Raw genomic sequence first — 19970 nt, 5'->3', positions numbered from 1 at the left:
GGCATCGGGCGGCAGCGCGTTGGGGCCGCTCGGGCGCGAATTCCAGGGCGCGCGCCGCGCCTCGGCCCGCGCCCTGTCGCGCTGGGCGCCGACGGTGCGCGATTCGCCGGGCATCGGCGCGACGGTCGATCGCAGCCCGGCAGCATCGGCATCGCTCGGGGGGGCCGAGAGGGGGTTCGGCGCCGGTGGTTCGACAGGTCCGAGGCCCTGCCAGCCGGCGTCGCGACCGGCATCGTCCGTGCTGCTCGGCGGCGTCGCGGTCTGCAGGCGCTGGGCGAAGGCCGTCGAGCCCGTCCCGGCAAGGACGAGCGCTAGGACGCTGACACCCAACAGCAGGCGGGCGATGTGACCCAAGACGCGATTCTTCCCCGCGGATTTCCTCAACGAGAAGTAAAGAGCCGTGGTTAACGCGGGGTTGATGCTAGGCGCTCGCCTTTTGCGGAGGATGCGTCCCGCACCGCGTCATGCTACAGGGACCGGCCTCCCGCCAGCCCCGCCGGCGCCGGGTTCCAGCCGGACGGTCCGGCCTTCGATGCTGAGCCATGGCCACACACCCGTCCTCGTCCGATCCTCGGTCCACCGCCCTCGCCTCGGCGCTCCGCACCCTGTCGGTCGAGGCCGCCGGCCTCGCTGCGCTCGAGGCTGCGCTTTCCAATGGTCTCGGCGAGCCCTTCGCGGCGGCCGTCGCTCTCCTGAAGGACGTCAAGGGCCGGGTCATCGTCACCGGCATGGGCAAGTCCGGCCATGTCGGGCGCAAGATCGCCGCGACGCTCGCCTCCACGGGAACGCCGGCCTTCTTCGTCCATCCGGGCGAGGCCAGCCACGGCGATCTCGGGATGGTGACGGTCGACGACGCCATCCTCGCCCTCTCCTGGTCTGGCGAGACGGTCGAGCTGCGCGACCTCGTCGCCTTTTCCCGCCGCTTCGGCGTCGGGCTGGTCGCCATTACCTCGGCGGGAGAATCGGCCCTCGGCAAGGCTGCCGACGTCGTCCTCGGCCTGCCGCGGGCCGAGGAGGCCTGCCCCAACGGGCTGGCGCCGACGACCTCGACGCTCATGCAACTCGCCATCGGCGATGCGCTGGCCATCGCGCTGCTGGAGGAACGCGGCTTCACCGCTGCGGATTTCCGCACCTTCCACCCGGGCGGCAAGCTCGGCGCCGTCCTCGCCCAGGTCCGCGACGTGATGCATCAGGGCGAGGCCCTGCCGCTGAAGCGGCTCGGCACGCCGATGAGCGAGGTGCTGATCGAGATGACCGCCAAGGGCTTCGGCTGCTGCGGCATCGTCGATGCCGGCGGCGCGCTGGCCGGCATCGTCACCGACGGCGATCTGCGGCGCCACATGAAATCCGATCTCCTGGCGATGCCGGTCGAGGCCGTGATGACCCGGGCGCCGAAGACCGCTCGCCCGGACCAGTTGGCGAGCGAGATCCTCGACCTCCTGAACCGCACCAAGATCACCGCGCTCTTCGCGGTCGAAGGCGGGCGGCCGGTGGGAATCCTGCACGTCCACGATCTCCTGCGTGCGGGCGTGGCGTGAACGGGCCGGAGGAGGCTCGCAAGCTGCGCGTCGGCATGGCGCTGATGACGCTCGGGATGTTTCTGTTCGCCACCAACGACGCCATCGTCAAGGCCTATATGGGCTCGCTGACGGTCGCCCAGTCGCTCGGCGTGCGCGGCATCTTCGCAACCCTCGGCGTCGCGGCCTGGCTCGCCGTCTCGGGCACGCGGTTCTCGCTGCGCGGCTACTGGCACCCGCTGGTCGTCGGTCGTTCGCTGGCGGAGGGGCTTGCGGTGTTCTTCCTGTTCCAGGCGCTCTGGCGCATGCCGATCGGCGACGTGACGGCGGTGTCCCAGTCGATGCCGATGTTCCTGCTGCCGATCGCCGTGCTGGTGCTCGGCGAGAAGGTGAGCCCGGTCCAGTGGCTGGTGGTGATCTGCGGCTTCGTCGGCATCGTGCTCATCGCGCGCCCGTTTTCCTCCGGCTTCGATCCGGCGATCGGGCTGGTGCTCGCCACCACGGTCTGCTTCGTGTTCCGCGACATCACCGTGAAGTTTCTCCCGGCCCATATCGCGTCGGGCACCGTGACCTTTTCCACCGTCAGCGTCGTCATGGTCGCTGCCATGCTTCTCGCCGCGATCCAGGGTCTCGCACCCATGGGCATCGAGCAGACGCTGATGATCGGCCTCGCCGGGCTTCTGCTCGCCGGCGGCCAGGCGGCGATCATCCAGGCGTTCCGCATGGCGCCGGTCTCGCAGGTCGGACCCTTCAACTACACCAAGACGGCCTTCGCCCTCGTCATCGGCATGGTGTTCTTCGCCGAGCGGCCCGATGTCGTGACCTTCGCCGGGATCGGGCTCATCGTCGCCTCCGGCATCGCGATTGCCGTGGGGCTGGGACGTCCGCGGGCCTGAGCGGTCGTCACCCCGCCAGCAGGCGCAGGACCACGACACTGGCGACGCCGATGGCGATGACCGCGATCAGCGGCAGGCGCAGCGCGGCGAGGATGGTGATCGCTCCCGCCAGCGTTTCCGGCCAGCCGGTGGCGAGCAGGGTCGGTGCGATGACGGCCGTCAGCACGGCCGGAGGGATGGCGTCGAGGGCTGCCTTGGACCGGCCCGACAGAGCAAGGCGCCCTCCGAGCAGGAGACCGGTCAGTCGACAGCCATAGGTGGCGAGTGCCATGCCGAGGATGGCGAGGAGCGTGACGGGATCAAGGCTCATGCCGGCTCGCCCTCCGCATCGGCGCGCCAGGCGAGAACGGCGGCCGCCATGCCGGCGAAGGCGCCGGCGAGAACATGCCAGGGCGAGCCGAAGGCGAGGTGTGCGGCCGTCGCCGCCGCGGCGCTGGCGACGACGACGATGCCGGCGCGGCGCGTGGTGAGGAAGCCGGCGACGAGGCCGATGAAGATGGCAGTGAAGGCGAAATCGGCGCCGAAGCGGCGGGGATCGCCGAGCAGAGGCCCCAGAACCGTTCCTGCCCAGGACCAGGCGACCCAGTTGACCCAGAAGACCGCGCCGGACCCGAAGAAATAGGCGGCGGTGAGGCGCCGGCTAGCGGCGCGGCGCTCGGCGAGGGCCCAGTTCTCGTCGGCGAGCGCGTGGAAGCCCAGCAGCCTGGCGCCGAAGGGGAGATGGGCAACCTTCGGCGCCAGCGACGCGCTCATCAGGATGTAGCGGGCATTGATGAGGACGGTGGAGAGGACGAGGGCGGCGATGGGCACCGGGACCGTCCACAGCTCGATGGCGGCGAGCTGGGCACCGCCCGCGAAAACAAGGGCGGAGGACAGCGTCACCTCGAGCGGCGACAGGCCCTTGCCTGTGGCGATGGCGCCATAGAGCAGGGCGATCGGGGCCGCGGCCACCATGGCCGGCAGAAGCTCGACCAGGCCGTCGCGGAATTCGGCGTACTGGGATTCTGGCAGGTCAGACATCGCACCTGCTTCTCACATGCGGGGGAGCGGTTTCTTGAACGAAAACGGCATGTGGCCGACTGTGGTGCGCTCTGATCCCGCTCAGGCTGCGACGGCACGGCGATAGGCGGCCGGCGGTACACCGATGCGGGCCCTGAAGGCGCGGGTCAGGTGGGCCTGGTCGGCAAAGCCGACCTCCGCAGCGACATCGGCCGGCGCGTCGCCCGCCCGCAGCCTGTTCTGCGCCCGTCGCACGCGTATGTCGACGATATAGGCGTGGGGCGTGATGCCGATCTGCTGTCGGAAGACGCGGATCAGATGGTGGCGGGTACAGCCGGCGACGGTGGCGAGTTCGGCAAGGCTGAGGTCCTCAGCATAGCGAGCCTCGATCAGGTCGCGCACGCGGCGAACGGGCCCTGCCTCGCTGCCGATCGGTGCCGGTGGGACACCGGCATGGAGCACGATGGCACGGGCATAGGCGCGCAGCAGCAATTCCTCGCCGGCCAGGCCCTGGCCCCCCGCCTCAAGCGCGTGGTGCGCAGCCGCGAAGAGGCGCGCGCCTTCGGGATCGTGGACGACGGGATCGCGGAAGAAGGGCGCTGCGGTGACGGGACGCCGGGTTACGGCCTCCGCGAGGTCGCGCAGGAAGTCCTGCCCCGGATAGGTCATACGGTAGGAATAGCCTCCCTCGGCTGGCGCACCGTCATGGACGTCCTGCGGCATGACGAAGACCAGATCGCCCGGCCCCGCGTGGCCCTTCATGCCAAGCGCCGAGACCTTCTCCCAGCCGCTCTCGATGGTGCCGACGACGTAGGTGTCGTGCATGTGCGGGGGATAGACATGGGTGCGGAAGGTGGCGCTGAGGCAGTCGATGCCGTTGAGCCTGTGTGCCGTGAAGAAACGCGCCGTTTCGCCGGCCGAGAGCGGCCCGAGGCTCATCGCGTCACTGGTGTCGCCGGCAGGGGTCATCCGCGACCTCTTACCACGGGGGACCGGGGGTTCTTGAAGAAAAGCGGCCTGCCGGGCGGTCTCTCGCTTTCCGTAACCGCCATCGGCCGTCCGGCCGAGCCGGCTATAGCCTTTGGTCCTCTTGATTTCGCCGAACGTGCGTTCAACTATCCGCTCGACGTCGGTCCGGTTGCCCCGCGAACGGAACCGTCGCGACACAGAGCCCGAAACCGGGACGTTACAGGACCGGAAAACGGGCCGTAGAGGGAATGCCGCTGCGCCCTTCGGCTGCAGCAGACGAGGAAACAGGGAGGACGCCGGCCGTGGCTCACCACGCCGACGCGCGCGCCGTGACAGGTGCTCACGACACATTTCCGAAGCTCCTGGAGCTGAACGCAGTGCGTTTCGCCGCGCGCCCCGCCATGCGCCACAAGGATCTCGGGATCTGGCGGACGTGGACCTGGGCCGAGGTGGCCCGCGAGGTGCGCGATTTCGCGCTCGGCCTCGGCGAACTCGGCCTGAAGCGCGGCGACAAGGTCGCCATCGTCGGGCGCAACAGGCCGAAGCTCTACTGGTCCATGGCCGCCATCCAGTCCTGGGGCGGGGTCCCTGTCCCGGTCTATTCCGACTCGGTCGCCGACGAGATGGCCTATGTCCTCGAACATGCCGAAGCCTCGATGGCCATGGTCGAGGACCAGGAACAGGTGGACAAGCTGCTGTCGGTTTCCGAGCGGCTGCCGCACCTCGCCCATGTGATCTACGACGAGCCGCGGGGCCTGAGGGACTACGACCATTCGCGCATGCACTCCTTCGAGGAGGTGCAGGAGATCGGCCGCCGGGCGGCGGGTGATCCCGCCAAGGTCGCGGCGCTCGACGCGGCGATCGCGACGGGCAAGGGCTCCGACCTCGCCATCATGCTCTACACGTCCGGCACGACAGGGCGGCCGAAGGGCGTCATGCTGTCGAACGACAACGTCATCGTCTCGGCGCGGAACGGGGGGCTGTTCGACGGCCTCACCGAGACGGAGGAGACCATCGCCTACCTGCCGCTGGCCTGGGTCGGCGACAACATCTTCTCCTACGCCCAGTCCTACGTGCTCGGCTTCTGCGTGAACTGTCCGGAGAGCGCCGAGACCGTGGTCGAGGATCGTCGCGAGATCGGCACGTCCTATGCCTTCGCGCCGCCGCGCGTCTACGAGAACCTGCTCACCCAGACCATGGTTCGCATGGAGGATGCCGGGCCCCTGAAGAAGAAGATGTTCGACTACTTCCTCGGCGTCGCCAAGGAATGGGGCGAGAAGATCCTCAACAAGGAGTCGGTGCCGCTCGGCGCCCGGCTGCAATATGCGGTCGGCGAGGTGCTGGTCTACGGTCCGCTGAAGAACCGCTTCGGGCTCACCAATATCCGCGTCGGCTACACGGCGGGCGAGGCGATCGGGCCGGAGATCTTCAAGTTCTTCCGTTCGCTCGGCATCAACCTGAAGCAGCTCTACGGGCAGACGGAAGCCAGCGTCTACATCACCGCCCAGCCCGACGGCGAGATCTATGCCGATACGGTCGGCAAGCCGAATATCGATGTCGAGCTGAAGATCGACGACAGCGGCGAGGTGCTCTACCGCTCGCCCGGCGTCTTCCTCGGCTATTACAAGGATCCCGAGAAGACGGCCGAGACCAAGACCGCCGACGGCTGGGTGCGCTCCGGCGATGCCGGCTTCTTCGATCCGAAGACCGGCCACCTGAAGATCATCGACCGGGCCAAGGATGTCGGCAAGCTGCGCTCGGGCGCGCTGTTCGCGCCGAAATATATCGAGAACAAGCTCAAGTTCTATCCGAACATCAAGGAAGTGGTGGCCTTCGGCCAGGATCGCGACTTCGTCACCTGCTTCCTCAACATCGACCTGACCGCGGTCGGCTCCTGGGCCGAGCGCAACAATGTCTCCTACGGCTCCTACCAGGAGCTCGCCGGAAACCGGGACGTGCTGAAGACGCTGACCGCCCATGTCGACGCGGTGAACCGGTCGCTCGCCGAGGAGCCCCTGATGGGCGGCGCCCAGATCCGGCGCTTCCTCGCCCTGCACAAGGAACTGGATGCCGATGACGGCGAACTGACGCGCACCCAGAAGGTGCGCCGCGGCTTCATCGCCGAGCGCTACCTGCCGCTGGTCGAGGCGCTCTACGACGGGTCGAAGCGCGGCCGGATCCGCACCGAGGTGACCTTCGAGGACGGACGCAAGGGCGTCATCGAGGGCGATGTGGAGATCATCGAGATGACCATCCATCCCGTCGCCGGCACCCCGTTCAGGGAGGCCGCGGAATGAGGGCGCCGTCCGCCACCGACATCGCCGCGGGCGAGGTCATCCTCGCGGTCGACAACGTCTCGCTCAGCTTCGGCGGCGTGAAGGCGCTGACCGACGTTTCCTTCGACATCAAGAAGGGCGAAGTGCGCGCCATCATCGGCCCCAACGGCGCCGGCAAGACCTCGATGCTCAACTGCATCAACGGCTTCTATCACCCGACCGAGGGCCGGATCACCTTCAAGGGCGAGACCCGCCCGAAGATGCGCCCGCACGAGGCCGCTGCCGGCGGCATCGCCCGGACCTTCCAGAACGTGGCGCTGTTCAAGGGCATGTCGACGCTGGACAACATCATGGCCGGCCGCACCCTGAAGATGAACCGCAGCTTCTTCTGGCACATCCTGCGCTACGGCCCGGCGATGGACGAGGAGATCGCCCATCGCCGCTTCGTCGAGGAGATCATCGACTTCCTCGAGATCCAGCACATCCGCAAGACGCCGGTCGGCAAGCTCCCCTATGGCCTGCAGAAGCGCGTCGAGCTCGGCCGGGCTCTGGCCATGGAGCCGGAGGTGCTGCTGCTCGACGAGCCGATGGCCGGCATGAACCTCGAGGAGAAGGAGGACATGTGCCGCTTCATCCTCGACGTGTCGAACCAGTACGGCACGACCATCGCGCTGATCGAGCACGACATGGGAGTGGTGATGGACCTGTCTGACCGCGTCGTCGTGCTCGAATACGGCCGCAAGATCGCCGACGGTACGCCGGACGAGGTCAAGCGCGACCAGCGCGTCATCGACGCCTATCTCGGCGTCGGACATTGAGGGACGGGTCATGACGGATGTCACCCTGACGACACGCAAGCCGTTCCTCGGCGAGGGCCAGCGTAACGGCCTGATCGCCGGCGGCGCCCTCGCCCTGTTCATCGCCGCACTGGTGGTGGCCACGCAGACCGGCACGATCACGCGCAACGACTGGACCTACAAGATCTTCGTCGATCCCTTCGTTTCGATGGTCGACATGCCGGATCTCCTGGTCCAGACGGTCTGGGAGGGGTTCGTCGCCGGCGTGCTCTACTCGCTCATCGCCCTGGGCTTCGTCCTGATCTTCAAGGCCTCGGGCGTCTTCAATTTCGCCCAGGGCATCATGGTGGTCTTCGCCGCCCTGTCCCTCGTCGGCTTCTACGAGTTCCTGACGCTCACTGTGGGGATGCCGCCGGGCTTCATCGCGGCGATCGTGGCGCTGGCCGGCGCCGTCGGCATCATGTTCGTCCTCGCTGTCGCCGTGGAGCGCATCGTGCTGCGTCCACTGGTCAATCAGCCCGACATCATCATGCTGATGGCGACCGTCGGCCTGACCTATTTCCTGATCGGCTTCGGCGAATATATCTTCGGCGGCAGCCCGAAGGTGATGATCACGTCGCAGCTCGGCCTGCCGACAGGGTCGACGATGCTCGACTTCGCGGGCGGCCGCATCAACATCCAGCACCTCGACGTGGCGGCGGCCATCATCGCCGCGGTGATGATCGCCGTGCTCGGCTTCTTCTTTCAGTATACCCGCATCGGGCGGGCGCTCAGGGCTGTCGCCGACAGCCACAAGGCCGCGCTGTCGGTCGGTATCTCGCTCAACCAGATCTGGGTGATCGTCTGGTTCACCGCCGGCATCGTGGCGCTGTTCACTGGCATCATGTGGGGAGCGCGCTCCGACGTCTCCTTCGCGCTGGAGATCATCGCGCTGAAGGCGCTGCCGGTGCTGATCGTCGGCGGCTTCACCTCCATTCCCGGCGCCATCGTCGGCGGCCTCATCATCGGCATCGGCGAGAAGATCGGCGAGTTCTACTGGGGTCCGTTGCTCGGCGGCGGCATCGAGAGCTGGCTCGCCTACATCATCGCGCTGATGTTCCTCATGTTCAGGCCGCAGGGCCTGTTCGGTGACAAGATCATCGAGCGGATCTGACCGGAGCGTCCCATGTTCTATCGCGAAGCCGGCCAGTACAAGACGACCTACCAGTCCGACATGGCGATCTTCCCACTGCGGCAGGACCGCATCGGCATCATCATCATCCTGGCGCTGGCCTATGTCGCCGTGCCGCTGATGGCGAGCGACTTCATCCTCAAGACCATCATGCTGCCGTTCCTGGCGCTGGTCCTGGCGGTGGTAGGGCTCAACATCCTCACCGGCTATACCGGCCTCATCTCGCTCGGAACGGCCGCCTTCATGGGCGTGGGCGCCTATGCCTGCTACAAGCTGACGACGATCTTTCCCGATGTGAACATCCTCATCTGGATCCTCGTCTCCGGCTTCTTCTCGGCGGCGATCGGGGTGGTGTTCGGACTGCCGAGCCTGCGTATCAAGGGTCTCTACCTCGCCGTCGCGACGCTCGCCGCGCAGTTCTTCCTGCAATGGGCCTTCGTACGCATCCCCTGGCTCTACAACTACAACCCCTCGGGTGCCATCGAGGTGCCGTTGCGCACGGTCTTCGGTGTGCCCGTCACCGGGCCGACCGCCGCCATCGAGGTCAAGTACCTGATCGCCCTCACCTTCGTCGTGGTCCTGACCTGGGTCGCCTCGAACATCGTCCACGGCCGAATCGGCCGCTCGTGGATGGCGGTGCGCGACATGGACATCGCCGCACAGCTGATGGGCATCAAACTGCTGGAGGCCAAGCTCCTCGCCTTCGCGGTGTCGTCGTTCTATTGCGGCGTCTCGGGCGCGCTCTTCGTGTTCATCTATCTCGGCGGGGCCGAGGCCGGCACAGAGTTCGGTATCCGCCTGTCCTTCATCATCCTGTTCGCGGTGATCATCGGCGGGCTCGGCTCGATGATCGGCTCGTTCTTCGGCGCCGGTTTCATCGTCGCCCTGCCGACCATCCTGAAATTCGGCCTGCCCGCCATCGGCATCGCCATCACCGGCGCCATCGCCGAGAAGATCGTCGTCATGGTGATCGGCGCGCTCACCATCTACCTGCTGATCGTCGAACCGCACGGCCTCGCCCGGCTCTGGCAAATCGCCAAGCAGAAGCTCAGGGTCTGGCCGTTCCCATACTGACACTCATCCACAACGATCGGGCGCCATACGCCCGGCAGCCTTCAAGAAAACCCGTTCCAGGGGGAACGTTCCAAAGGGAGAACGCCATGAAGACCACCAGATTGGCCCTCGGGCTCGGGCTCGGCCTCGTCGCCGGGTTCGCCGCGGTGTCGCCGGTCGGCGCACAGGAATCGATCAATTTCGTGCACAACACCTACCGGACCGGCGCCTTCTCCGGTTCCGGCATTCCGGTGGCGGACGGCGTGCGCGACTACTTCACCATGCTGAACAACCGCGACGGCGGCATCAGCGGCGTGCGCATCAATTTCGAGGAATGCGAGACGCAGTACGACACCCGTCGTTCCGTCGAGTGCTGGGAGCAGGCCAAGGCGAAGAACTCGGTCGTCTACGTGCCCTGGTCCACGGGCGCCGCGCTCGCCACCATCCCGCGCGCGCATATCGACAAGATGCCGATTTTCTCGATGGCCTATGGTCTCTCGGCCGCGGCTGTCGGCGGCACCTTCCCCTGGGTGTTCAATCCGCCGCTGACCTATTGGGACGGTGCCTCGGTCTGGATCCAGTACATCGCGCAGCGTGAGGGCGGCCTCGCCAACCTGCGTGGCAAGACGGTCGGCCTCATCCTGCTCGATGCGCCGTTCGGCCGCGAGCCGATCCCGGTTCTCGAGGCCCTCGCCCGCGAGCACGGCTTCACGCTCAAGACCTACCCGATCCCCCCGGCCGAGATGCAGAACCAGTCGTCGACCTGGCTCGCCATCCGGCGCGACCGCACCGACTGGGTCCTCGTCCAGGGCTGGGGCGCGATGAACCCGACCGCCGTGCGTGAGGCCGGTCGCACCGGTTTCCCGCGCGACAAGGTGATCGGCATCTGGTGGGCCGGTGGTGACGACGACGCCCGTCCGGCCGGCCCTGACGCGCGTGGCTACCTCGCCCTGTCCTGGCACCAGGTGGGAACGAACTTCCCCGTCATCCAGGACATCCTCCGCCATGTGGTCGATCGCGGCCAGTCCAACTCGGCCCGCGAGAAGATCGGCGAGAACCTCTACAATCGCGGCGTCTATCAGGGCATGCTCATTGCCGAGGCGATCCGCAACGCCCAGCGCCTCACAGGCAAGCGCGTCGTGACGGGCGAGGACGTCCGCCGCGGCTTCGAGGTGCTCAACATCAGCGCTGCCCGCTGGACCGAACTCGGTGCTCCCGATTTCGCGGCGCCTGTGGCGCTGACCTGCGCCGACCACAACGGCCATCACGCGGCCTTCGTCATCCAGTGGGACGGCACCAAGTGGAACCGCGCCTCGGACTGGATCCGGCCGGACCGCGCCCGCATCCGGCCGATGCTGGAAGAGGCGGCGCGCGCCTATGCGACGTCCAATGCCGGCTGGCCGGCGCGCAGCGAGACCTGCGACCAGCCGTCCTGATGCCTGACGACGGGAGCCGCGGTTCGCCGCGGCTCCCACCCTGCACAGGTTCAATGCGTCCTTCGAGCCTCGGGCTTCGCCCCAGCCTCGCAGGATGCAGTTGCCGGATGCCGATCAGACCGATCGCCTTCTTCCCAACGGATGATCCCATGACCGCCCAGACCGATGCGACGCCCGCGCCCGTGGCCGCCCAGGACCTGATCCTGAACGTCAGCAATATCGAGGTCATCTACGACCACGTCATCCTGGTGCTGAAGGGCGTCTCGCTGGTGGTGCCGCGCCGCGGCATCGTCGCCATCCTCGGGGCCAACGGCGCCGGCAAGACGACGACGCTGAAGGCGATCTCCAACCTCCTCCACGCCGAGCGCGGCGAGGTCACCAAGGGCTCCATCGTCTTCGAGGGGGAAGAGGTCCAAGCACTCTCGCCGAACGATCTCGTGCGGCGCGGCTGCATCCAGGTGATGGAAGGCCGGCATTGTTTCGGCCACCTGACGATCGAGGAGAATCTCCTCACCGGCGCCTTCACCCGCCGTGACGGCAAGGCCGCCATCCGCGACGACATGGAGAAGATCTACGCCTATTTCCCGCGCCTGAAGGAGCGGCGCCATGCGATGTCCGGCTACACCTCAGGAGGCGAGCAGCAGATGTGCGCCATCGGCCGCGCGCTGATGAGCCGGCCAAAGATGATCCTGCTCGACGAGCCGTCCATGGGCCTCGCGCCGCAGATCGTCGAGCAGATCTTCGAGATCGTCCGCGACATCAATTCCCGCGAGGGCGTGTCCTTCCTCGTCGCGGAGCAGAACACCAACATGGCGCTGCGCTACGCGACCTTCGGCTACATCATGGAGACCGGCCGCATCGTCATGGACGGCGATGCGAAGTCGTTGCGCGAGAACGAGGACGTCAAGGAATTTTATCTCGGCGTGACCGAGGGCGACAAGAAGAGCTTCCGCGACGTGAAGAGCTACAAGCGGCGGAAGCGCTGGCTTGCCTGAGAGTGGGACCATCGGTCGCGGAATGCAGCCCGCCCCTTGCACTTCCGCCCCCGCCATGACGACCTAGGGGTCGCCATGCCCTTTCTCATCATCCTCGGCGTCCTCGCCTTCCTCGCATTGATCTTCGGACCGCAGTTCTGGGTGAAATCCCAGATGCGGCGCCACGGCGTCGAGCGCGAGGACTTCCCCGGCACCGGCGGCGAACTCGCCGCGCACCTGCTCGAACAGGCCGGACTCGCCGACGTCAAGGTCGAGGGTACCGATGCCGGTGATCACTACGACCCGATCGACCGTGTCGTCCGCCTGTCGCCGGGCGTGCATGACGGGCGTTCGGTGACGGCGGTCGCGGTGGCCGCACACGAGGTCGGCCACGCCATCCAGCACCGCGACGGCGACCGCCTGTTCCTCGCCCGCATCCGCATGGCGCAAGCGGCGCAGAAGCTGGAGATCGGGGCTGCCATCCTCTTCGCGACGGCGCCGCTGGTGCTTGCCTTCGTCCGGTCGCCGATCATCGCCGTCGTCCAGGTCGGCGTCGCGCTGCTGCTCCTCGGCTCGCGGCTCGCCATCCACGTGGTGACGCTGCCGATGGAATTTGACGCCAGTTTCGGCAAGGCGCTGCCGGTGCTTTCGGGGGGTGGCTACCTCAACGAAAAGGACGTTCCGGCGGCGCGATCGGTGCTCAGGGCGGCCGCCTTCACCTATGTCGCCTCGGCCCTCGTCACGCTGCTCGATTTCACCCGCCTCATCCGCGTCTTGCGCTGAGGGCGCGAGGCCGGCATGAAGGTCCGATGAGCCAAGCCGTTCTCGACCGCTGGTATGCAGCCCTGCGCGCAGGCGATGCGAGCGCCCTCGCCGCCGTCACCACCGACGACGTCATCGTGCGCTGGAACGGGCCGCCCGGCGTGGTGCCGTGGGCGGGTGTCTGGGAAGGGCGCACCAAGGTGCTGACCTTCTTCAAGCGGGTGGCCGAGCATCTCGAGATCCTGTCGATCGAGACGGTCGCCAGGATCGAGGACGAGGCCGGCATCGTCGTCGTCCTCGAGGGTCAATGGCGGGTGCGCGCCAGCGGCGAGGAACTCAAGGTGCGGGCGGCCAATCTGTTTCGCTTCGACGGCGACAGGGTCGCCGCCTACGAGGTCTATCCCGACAGCTATTCCTTCGCGAAGGCGCTCGCCAAGGCGTGAGGTCAACGCCAGCCTTTGAAAGCCCCACCCGCTCCCCCCCTCTGCGCGGAGAGGGAGACTACCGCGTCCTGCGCGCCTTAAACCGCTGTGCCTGGCGTGGCCGTTCCAGGCGGACACCGACGCCATAGTCCCCCTCTCCGCGCAGCGGGGAGGGTAAGGGTGGGGTCTTTGACCTTCTGCCGACCCCTGCCCACGAAAAAGGCCGGGCACGAGCCCGGCCTTCCAACAGCGTCACCGCTGCGGCGGACGGTCAGTCCTTGGCGCGCTCGGAATAGGAGGCGTCCTCGGTCAGGACGACGATGCGGGTGCCGACGCCGATATGCGGCGGCACGAGCGTGCGCACGCCGTTCGACAAGATGGCGGGCTTGTAGGAGGAGGAGGCGGTCTGGCCCTTGGTGACCGGCTCGGTCTCCATCACCTCGAGCGTCACGCGCTGCGGCAGTTCGATGCCGACGGCATTGCCCTCGTAGACCGACAGCTTCACTTCCATCTCGCTCTGGAGAAAGGGCTTGGCGTCGCCGAGGATGTCGTCGGGAACGGCGATCTGCTCGTAGGTTTCCTTGTTCATGAAGTGATTGCCGTCACCGTCCGAGTAGAGATAGGTGTGCGGACGGTCCTCGACGTAGGCGCGCTCGACCATCTCGGTGGTGCGCCAGCGCTCGGAGACCTTCACACCGTCGGAGAGGCGGCGCATGTCGACCTGCGTCACGGGCGTGCCCTTGCCCGGATGGATGTTCTGGGCGGTGACGATCAGGTAGAGCCTGCCGTCGACTTCGAGAATATTGCCCTTGCGGACGGAGGAGGCGATGACCTTCGGCACGGGTGTTGTCCTTGGGATGGGCGAGGCTCAACCCCGCATGATCTGTCGGGCCGTCGCATAGACGAAGTCGCGGCAAAGCGCCACCCCCGCGCGCTATTCGCGGAACCAGACGACCTGTGTGGTGGTGGCGAGGAGCCTGCCTGCCGCCGACCAGAGTTCGGCCTGCTGGTCGTGGAACTGATCGCCGAACCGGATGGAATCGGCGCGTGCCAGCACCGGCCTGCTGCCCTGCTCGGCGAGTTCCGCGGCATCGGCATGGAAATAGGACGTCATCGACACGGTTGCCGCCGGAATGCGCAGGCCCCTGACCTGGAAGACCCGGACGATGAAGATGTCGCAGAGCGAGGCCAGCGCCACATGATCGAGCGGGCGGGGCGGCTGGTCGGCGACCCAGAGCAGCGACTGCGCCGCCTGCGGCGTTGCATGCGCTTCGCTTCCCATGATCGGCAGGCCGGAGATGTAGCGGAACTCATAGGCGTCCAGCCACGCGAGCGGCGGCTTGCGACCGAGGACGGGAACCGCATCCGGTGGCGGCGCCACCGGCATGACGGAGGCGTGGTGGCGCCAGGTCTCGGTGCGGCGGGCGAAGACCATGGTCGCGTTGGCGGCGATGGTCTCGCCCTGGACCAGTTCGGCATAGAGATGCTGGACGGAGCGGCCGGAACGGACCTCCTTCACCCGGACCGCGAAGGCGCCCTCGGCGATGGGGGCGCAGAAATTCACGGTCTGGGCCACCGGCTCGCCGATCCGGGCGGGGTGGTCCATCGCCGCCTTTAACAGCTGCGCCGCGGTGATGCCGCCGAAGGGGCCGACCATGTTCCAGTAGGCCGGCGACGTCGTGCCGGCGAGCGAACCGTCGGACCCCGCCGTGAAACTGGTCGCGGCGTCGAACGGGTGGAGGGCGGCGGTATCGGACATGCGGGCTCGCTCGGGTGTGCGAAGGGGGCGGGTTGCCTTGATCGCGGCGGAGCCTATGAGGGGAGGCGCGTGGTCCGCAACGACGTCGAAGGAACGACGCCGGATGGGAGCGCCGGAGAGCCGTCCTATGACCCCGTCCCCTTCGCCCTGGTGGGATGCCGACCGCCATGCCGACCGCCGGCCTTTTCTCGTCGCGCGCGGGCGGATCAAGGCGGCCTTGCGCGGCTGGTTCGTGGAGCGGGACTTCACCGAGGTGGAGGCCGGTATCCTGCAGGTCTCGCCGGGCAACGAGACGCATCTGCACGCCTTCGCCACTGCGGCGGTGACGATCGACGGACGGCGGGCGCCGCTCTTCCTGCACACCTCGCCGGAATTCGCCGCCAAGAAGCTGATCGCCGCCGGCGAGACGCGGATCGTCGATTTCGCCCGCGTCTTCCGCAACCGCGAGCGCGGGCCGCTGCACCATCCCGAATTCACGATGGTCGAATGGTATCGGGTCGGCGAGCCCTATGAGCAAATGATGGACGACTGCGCCGACCTGCTGAGGCTCGCCTGCGCAGCGGCGGGGCGGGACACGCTGGTCTGGCGGGACGCGTCCTGCGATCCCGCCCTCGAACCCGAGCGCCTGACGCTCGCCGAGGCCTTCCGCCGCCATGCGGACATGGACCTTCTCGCGACGGTCGGGGCTGCGGGAGAGACCGACCGCGCGGCTCTGGCGGCCGAGGCCGCGAGCGGCGGCATCCGCATCTCGGAAGACGACGGCTGGGCCGACATCTTCTCCAAGGTGCTGGTGGAGCGCATCGAACCGCGCCTCGGCTTCGGGCGGGCGACGATCCTGTGCGAATATCCGGTGAGCGAGGCGGCGCTGGCCCGCCCCAAGCCCGGCGAACCCCGCGTCGCCGAGCGTTTCGAGCTCTATGCCTGCGGCGTCGAACTGGCCAATGCCTTCGGCGAGCTGACGGACCCTGCCGAGCAGCGCCGGCGCTTCGTGAGCGCCATGGCCGAGAAGCAGCGCGTCTATGGCGAGACCTATCCCATCGACGAGGATCTGCTGGCGGCCCTCGCCCTGATGCCGCCGACGGCGGGCATCGCCCTCGGCTTCGAGCGGCTGGTGATGCTGGCGACCGGCGCGCGGCAGATCGAGGATGTGGTGTGGACGCCGGTGCCGGACGGCTTCAGCCGATGATGGGAGTGCGCGGCGCAGCCTCACGCGGGATGCGGCCGGTGACGCGCGGATCGTCCAGCACCTCGATGGCCTGCCGGAACGGCGCGAACCCGCAGCGCCGGTAGAAGGACAGAGCCGCGGGATGGTCGAGGGTGCAGGTGTGCAGCCAGACGCGGCGGGCTTCCGGGCGCCAGGCCTCGGCGAGGGCGGCGGCCATCATGCGGAGGCCGAGCCCCTGGCCCGTCGCGCCCGGCTTCAGTCCGAAGAAGGCAATCTCAACATCGGCGGGATCGCGGCGATCGATCTCGACGATGCCGGTTTCGCCCGCCGTACCGTCGGCGACGAAGAGTGCATTGTCGGGATGGTGCAGGATGGCACCGAGAGCCGCATCGTCCATGAGCAGCCGCGAGGTCCACAGCCAGTCTAGGCCAATGGCGGCATAGAAGGCACGATACCAGGCGAGGTCGGGCCTGGCCACCGGGCGGAGCGGGAGCGGCTCGGCAATGGCCTCTGCGGGGCGGGTGGCCATCTCCAGATAGGTCACGACGGCGGCGATCTTGCCGGCCGGAAGCGGCGTATAGCCGTCCAGATTGAGTTCGGTCATGCGGCTGTTTGCTCCACGGGCCTCGACGGCGCCACGCGCGTCGGTCATGGTCGCGGCCGGACCATAGACCAGAGGGTGACTGCGATGAAACTCAGTGCGCGCAACATGCTGAAGGGAACCGTCGTGTCCATAACCAAGGGCGCCACCACGGCCCATGTCCGGCTCGACGTCGCCGGCACGGTGGTGACCTCGGCCATCACCAATGAGGCGGTTGACGAACTCGGCCTGGTCGTCGGCCAGAGCGCCTATGCCGTGGTGAAGGCCTCCGACGTCATGATCGCGATCGACTGAAATGCCCGGTCGGATTGCCTCGCCAATCGACAGGCGCATCGTCCTCGGTGGGCTGGGGGCAAGCCTCGCCGCCCCGGCACTCGGGCGGGCACCCTTCGTCGTCGACGGCGCGGGCCGGCAGGTGTCCATTCCGACCGGTGTCGGCCGGGTCTTTCCCGCCGGCCCTCCTGCAGCGATCATGCTCTACACGCTGGCGCCCGACCTGCTGATCGGCTGGCCGCGGGCGAACCGGCCGGACGAGCGGGAATTCCTGCTGCCCGACATCGGCTCTAGGCCGGAGGTCGGCCGCATCACCGGGCGCGGCAACACGGCCAATCTGGAACTCGTCCTGGCGCTTCGGCCCGACCTGATTCTCGACGTCGGCTCGGTGCGCCGCACCTTCGCCGAACTCGCCGACCGGGTGCAGGGCCAGACCGGCATTCCCTATGCCCTTCTCGACGGGCGTTTCGATGCGACGGCGGGCAGTTACATCACCCTCGGTCAGCTCACGGGGCGGGAGGAAAGGGCGCGACGCCTCGCCGCCTGGTGCGACGAGACGATGAAGACGCTCCTCACACGGATCGAGACCGTTCCGGCGGAGCGACGCCCGCGCATCTATTATGCGAGGGGGTCGCGCGGGCTTGAGACGGGTCTCGCCGGGTCGATCAACGTCGAGACGGTGGAGTTCCTCGGCGCCGTAAACGTCGCCCGCGACGGGATGGGCGGCGGCCTCGCACAGGTCTCGCTCGAACAGGTGCTCGCCTGGAACCCGGAGGTCATCATCACCATTGACCAGACTTTCGCGGCCAATGTCCGGTCCGACCCCGCCTGGCGCGGCGTCAGGGCCGTCATCGACGGGCGCATTCACCTGTCGCCGAAACTGCCCTTCGGCTGGGTCGATTTCCCGCCCTCAGTCAACCGCATGGCGGGGCTCTGGTGGCTCGCCAAGATTCTCTATCCGGCGCTGGTGCCGGAGGACATCCGCAGGCTGACGCGCGATTTCTACACGCTGTTCTATCATGTGACGCCGAGCGAGGCGCAGATCGACCGTGTTCTGGCGGGCCGGGACTGACATGCAGCCGCTCCGATCCCTGGGCGGTGGTGCGGTGGCGGCCTCGGTCCTCTTCCTCGGGCTGGTCGTCGCCTTCACCGTCGGCCGCTTCCCGATCGGCATGACCGACATCGCCGTCGCCCTCTGGTCGCGGGCGACGGGCGTGCCGTCGGGGCTTTCGCCCGCGGTGGAGGCTGTCATCTTCCAGATCCGCGGCCCAAGGGTGCTGGCGGCGCTGGCCTGCGGCGCGGCGCTGGCGGTGGCCGGGGCCGCCTTCCAGGGCCTGTTCCGCAATCCGCTCGTCTCGCCCGACATCCTCGGCGCGTCGTCCGGCGCGGCGCTCGGCGCCGTGCTCGCCATCCTCCTGTCTTTCGGCATTTTCGGCATCCAGGCGGCGGCCTTCGCCGGCGGCCTCGTGGCGGTGGCGGCGGTCTATGCGGTGGGCTCGACGATCCGTTCCGGCGATCCGATCCTGACGCTGGTGCTGACCGGCGTCGTGCTGGGCTCGCTGCTCGGCGCCGGGGTCGGCCTCGTCAAGGTTCTCGCCGACCCCTACAACCAGCTGCCGGCGATGACCTTCTGGCTGCTCGGCTCCCTCTCGGCCACGAGCCCGGCCGATCTGGTGCCGTTGATCGCGCCCGTCGTGCTCGGCGCTCTCGTCCTCATGGCCCTGCGCTGGCGGATGAACGCCCTGTCGCTGCCCGAGGAGGAGGCCCGCGCCCTCGGCCTGCCGACCGGCGTGCTGCGCGTCGTCATCATCGCCGCGGCGACGCTGACGACCGCCGCGAGCGTCGCGGCCGCCGGCATCATCGGCTGGGTCGGGCTCGTCGTGCCGCATCTCGCGCGGTTTCTGGTCGGCCCCGATTTCGGCCGGCTGATCCCCGCTTCGGCGGTGCTCGGCGGTGGCTATCTTCTGTTGATCGACACGCTGGCGCGCACCCTCGGTCCGGTCGAGGTGCCGCTGGGCATCCTCACCGCGGTGATCGGCACCCCCTTCTTCGTCTGGCTTCTGGCCTCCTCGCGCGGCGGCTGGTCGTGACCATCGCGGCGGACAACCTCGCCTTCGGCTATCGTGGCCATCCGGTGGGCCGGGGTGTCACGCTGGAGATCAGGGCCGGCGAGGTGCTCGCCCTGCTCGGGCCCAATGGCGGCGGCAAGACGACCCTCCTCAAGACAATGCTCGGCCTGCTGCCACCGCAGGACGGGAGCGTCCTCCTCGACGGCCGGCCGCTGGCGGCCTTGACGATCCCCGAGCGGGCGCGACTCGTCGCCTATGTGCCGCAGAGCCACCAGGGCACCTTCGCCTTCACCGCCTTCGACCTCGTGCTGATGGGCCGCACCGCCCATGGCGGGCTCTTTGCTCGGCCCGGTGCGAAGGATCGCGCCGTCGCCGCGTCGATGCTCGAGCGTCTCGGCATCGCCCATCTGTCGGACCGGCCGGTGACGATGATCTCGGGCGGCGAGCGCCAGCTCGTGCTTGTGGCGCGGGCACTCGCCCAGGAACCGCGGTTCATCGTCCTCGACGAGCCGACGGCGAGCCTCGACTTCGGCAACCAGGGCAAGGTGATGCGGCAGATCCGGCAACTGGCTTCCGACGGGCTCGGCGTGCTGTTCACGACGCATGATCCGAACCAGGCGCTGGGGCACGCCGACCGCGTCGCGCTCTTGCGCGATGGCGGGGTGATGGCGGAGGGGCCGGTGCGCGAGATCCTGACGCCGGAGCGGCTCGCCGTGCTCTATGGCGCGCCGGTGGAGACGGTGGTGGAGCCCGGCGGCCGCACGGCCTTCCTGCCGGGGTGACTGGTCGTTGCCGCTCTCTCCATGGAGATCGCCCGAACCTCACCCGTCA

At 68.1% G+C, this 19970-nt stretch carries 22 protein-coding genes; 15 read left to right on the top strand and 7 right to left on the bottom strand.

The window, feature by feature from the left end; all coding sequences use genetic code 11:
- The coding region (locus Q8O26_RS20140; protein ID WP_305578913.1) for a hypothetical protein at positions 1–354 on the bottom strand (354 nt) is incomplete at its 3' end.
- A gap of 188 nt (positions 355–542) precedes the next feature.
- Between Q8O26_RS20140 and Q8O26_RS20135 the strand changes: the two genes are divergently transcribed.
- Together Q8O26_RS20135 and Q8O26_RS20130 are read left to right on the top strand one after the other, a co-directional pair.
- Entirely contained in the window at positions 543–1538 is a 996-nt protein-coding gene (locus Q8O26_RS20135) for an SIS domain-containing protein (RefSeq protein WP_305578911.1), read from the top strand.
- On the top strand, positions 1535–2413 hold the full coding sequence (locus tag Q8O26_RS20130) for a DMT family transporter (RefSeq protein ID WP_305578909.1): 879 nt from the start codon (positions 1535–1537) through the stop codon (positions 2411–2413). The genes Q8O26_RS20135 and Q8O26_RS20130 overlap by 4 nt, the downstream gene beginning before the upstream one ends.
- A 7-nt stretch (positions 2414–2420) precedes the next feature.
- On the opposite strand, the gene Q8O26_RS20125 is transcribed toward Q8O26_RS20130, so the two are convergent.
- The 3 genes from Q8O26_RS20125 to Q8O26_RS20115 form a co-directional block, all read right to left on the bottom strand.
- Positions 2421–2723: an AzlD family protein gene (locus Q8O26_RS20125; RefSeq protein ID WP_305578907.1), complete on the bottom strand. Its 303-nt coding sequence runs from the start codon at positions 2721–2723 to the stop codon at positions 2421–2423.
- Positions 2720–3433, bottom strand: coding sequence for an AzlC family ABC transporter permease (locus Q8O26_RS20120; protein WP_305578905.1), 714 nt, complete (start codon positions 3431–3433; stop codon positions 2720–2722). The genes Q8O26_RS20125 and Q8O26_RS20120 overlap by 4 nt, the downstream gene beginning before the upstream one ends.
- A gap of 81 nt (positions 3434–3514) precedes the next feature.
- On the bottom strand, positions 3515–4381 hold the full coding sequence (locus Q8O26_RS20115) for an AraC family transcriptional regulator (protein WP_305578903.1): 867 nt from the start codon (positions 4379–4381) through the stop codon (positions 3515–3517).
- Positions 4382–4683: 302 nt separating this feature from the next.
- On the opposite strand from Q8O26_RS20115, the gene Q8O26_RS20110 reads away from it, so the two are divergent.
- The 8 genes from Q8O26_RS20110 (at position 4684) to Q8O26_RS20075 (ending at position 13293) form a co-directional block, all read left to right on the top strand.
- On the top strand, positions 4684–6678 hold the full coding sequence (locus Q8O26_RS20110; RefSeq protein ID WP_305578901.1) for an AMP-binding protein: 1995 nt from the start codon (positions 4684–4686) through the stop codon (positions 6676–6678).
- Positions 6675–7475, top strand: a complete 801-nt coding sequence (locus Q8O26_RS20105; RefSeq protein ID WP_305578899.1) for an ABC transporter ATP-binding protein — start codon at positions 6675–6677, stop codon at positions 7473–7475. The genes Q8O26_RS20110 and Q8O26_RS20105 overlap by 4 nt, the downstream gene beginning before the upstream one ends.
- 187 nt (positions 7476–7662) lie before the next feature.
- Positions 7663–8607 carry a branched-chain amino acid ABC transporter permease gene (locus Q8O26_RS20100; RefSeq protein WP_305578917.1) on the top strand — a complete coding sequence of 315 codons (945 nt, stop codon included), beginning with the start codon at positions 7663–7665 and terminating at the stop codon, positions 8605–8607.
- A 12-nt stretch (positions 8608–8619) separates the two neighbouring features.
- Entirely contained in the window at positions 8620–9699 is a 1080-nt protein-coding gene (locus Q8O26_RS20095) for a branched-chain amino acid ABC transporter permease (protein WP_305578897.1), read from the top strand.
- 86 nt (positions 9700–9785) lie between these two features.
- Complete coding sequence (locus Q8O26_RS20090; protein ID WP_305578895.1) at positions 9786–11114, top strand: ABC transporter substrate-binding protein; 1329 nt, start codon at positions 9786–9788, stop codon at positions 11112–11114.
- 149 nt (positions 11115–11263) lie between these two features.
- Complete coding sequence (locus Q8O26_RS20085; RefSeq protein WP_305578893.1) at positions 11264–12109, top strand: ABC transporter ATP-binding protein; 846 nt, start codon at positions 11264–11266, stop codon at positions 12107–12109.
- Positions 12110–12184: 75 nt separating this feature from the next.
- Positions 12185–12871, top strand: a complete 687-nt coding sequence (locus tag Q8O26_RS20080; protein ID WP_305578891.1) for a zinc metallopeptidase — start codon at positions 12185–12187, stop codon at positions 12869–12871.
- A 26-nt stretch (positions 12872–12897) separates the two neighbouring features.
- On the top strand, positions 12898–13293 hold the full coding sequence (locus Q8O26_RS20075; RefSeq protein ID WP_305578889.1) for a nuclear transport factor 2 family protein: 396 nt from the start codon (positions 12898–12900) through the stop codon (positions 13291–13293).
- A gap of 250 nt (positions 13294–13543) precedes the next feature.
- Here Q8O26_RS20075 and efp read toward each other — a convergent pair whose 3' ends face one another.
- Together efp and Q8O26_RS20065 are read right to left on the bottom strand one after the other, a co-directional pair.
- The gene (efp, locus tag Q8O26_RS20070) at positions 13544–14113 is read right to left on the bottom strand and encodes an elongation factor P (RefSeq protein ID WP_305578887.1); all 570 of its coding nucleotides are present in this window, start codon (positions 14111–14113) and stop codon (positions 13544–13546) included.
- A 93-nt stretch (positions 14114–14206) separates the two neighbouring features.
- Positions 14207–15031 (bottom strand): acyl-CoA thioesterase II, encoded by an 825-nt coding sequence (locus Q8O26_RS20065; protein WP_305578885.1) that lies wholly within the window; start codon positions 15029–15031, stop codon positions 14207–14209.
- Between the two features lie 127 nt (positions 15032–15158).
- On the opposite strand from Q8O26_RS20065, the gene epmA reads away from it, so the two are divergent.
- On the top strand, positions 15159–16217 hold the full coding sequence (gene epmA / locus Q8O26_RS20060; protein WP_305578883.1) for an EF-P lysine aminoacylase EpmA: 1059 nt from the start codon (positions 15159–15161) through the stop codon (positions 16215–16217).
- Here the strand turns inward: epmA and Q8O26_RS20055 are convergent.
- Positions 16207–16800 (bottom strand): GNAT family N-acetyltransferase, encoded by a 594-nt coding sequence (locus Q8O26_RS20055; RefSeq protein ID WP_305578881.1) that lies wholly within the window; start codon positions 16798–16800, stop codon positions 16207–16209. The genes epmA and Q8O26_RS20055 overlap by 11 nt on opposite strands.
- 84 nt (positions 16801–16884) lie before the next feature.
- On the opposite strand from Q8O26_RS20055, the gene Q8O26_RS20050 reads away from it, so the two are divergent.
- The 4 genes from Q8O26_RS20050 to Q8O26_RS20035 are packed head-to-tail and all read left to right on the top strand — an operon-like array spanning position 16885 to position 19921.
- Complete coding sequence (locus Q8O26_RS20050) at positions 16885–17091, top strand: molybdopterin-binding protein (protein WP_305578879.1); 207 nt, start codon at positions 16885–16887, stop codon at positions 17089–17091.
- A gap of 1 nt (position 17092) precedes the next feature.
- On the top strand, positions 17093–18142 hold the full coding sequence (locus Q8O26_RS20045) for an iron ABC transporter substrate-binding protein (RefSeq protein ID WP_305578877.1): 1050 nt from the start codon (positions 17093–17095) through the stop codon (positions 18140–18142).
- A gap of 1 nt (position 18143) precedes the next feature.
- Positions 18144–19160: an iron ABC transporter permease gene (locus tag Q8O26_RS20040; protein WP_305578875.1), complete on the top strand. Its 1017-nt coding sequence runs from the start codon at positions 18144–18146 to the stop codon at positions 19158–19160.
- Entirely contained in the window at positions 19157–19921 is a 765-nt protein-coding gene (locus Q8O26_RS20035) for an ABC transporter ATP-binding protein (protein WP_305578873.1), read from the top strand. Before Q8O26_RS20040 ends, Q8O26_RS20035 begins: the two co-directional genes overlap by 4 nt.
- The last annotated feature ends 49 nt before the right edge of the window (positions 19922–19970 follow it).

This window comes from Phreatobacter sp. (genome assembly GCF_030691135.1).
Classification (GTDB): domain Bacteria; phylum Pseudomonadota; class Alphaproteobacteria; order Rhizobiales; family Phreatobacteraceae; genus Phreatobacter.
The sequence above is the reverse complement of the archived record's forward strand: the minus strand, read 5'-3'. Positions and strand labels throughout refer to the sequence as shown.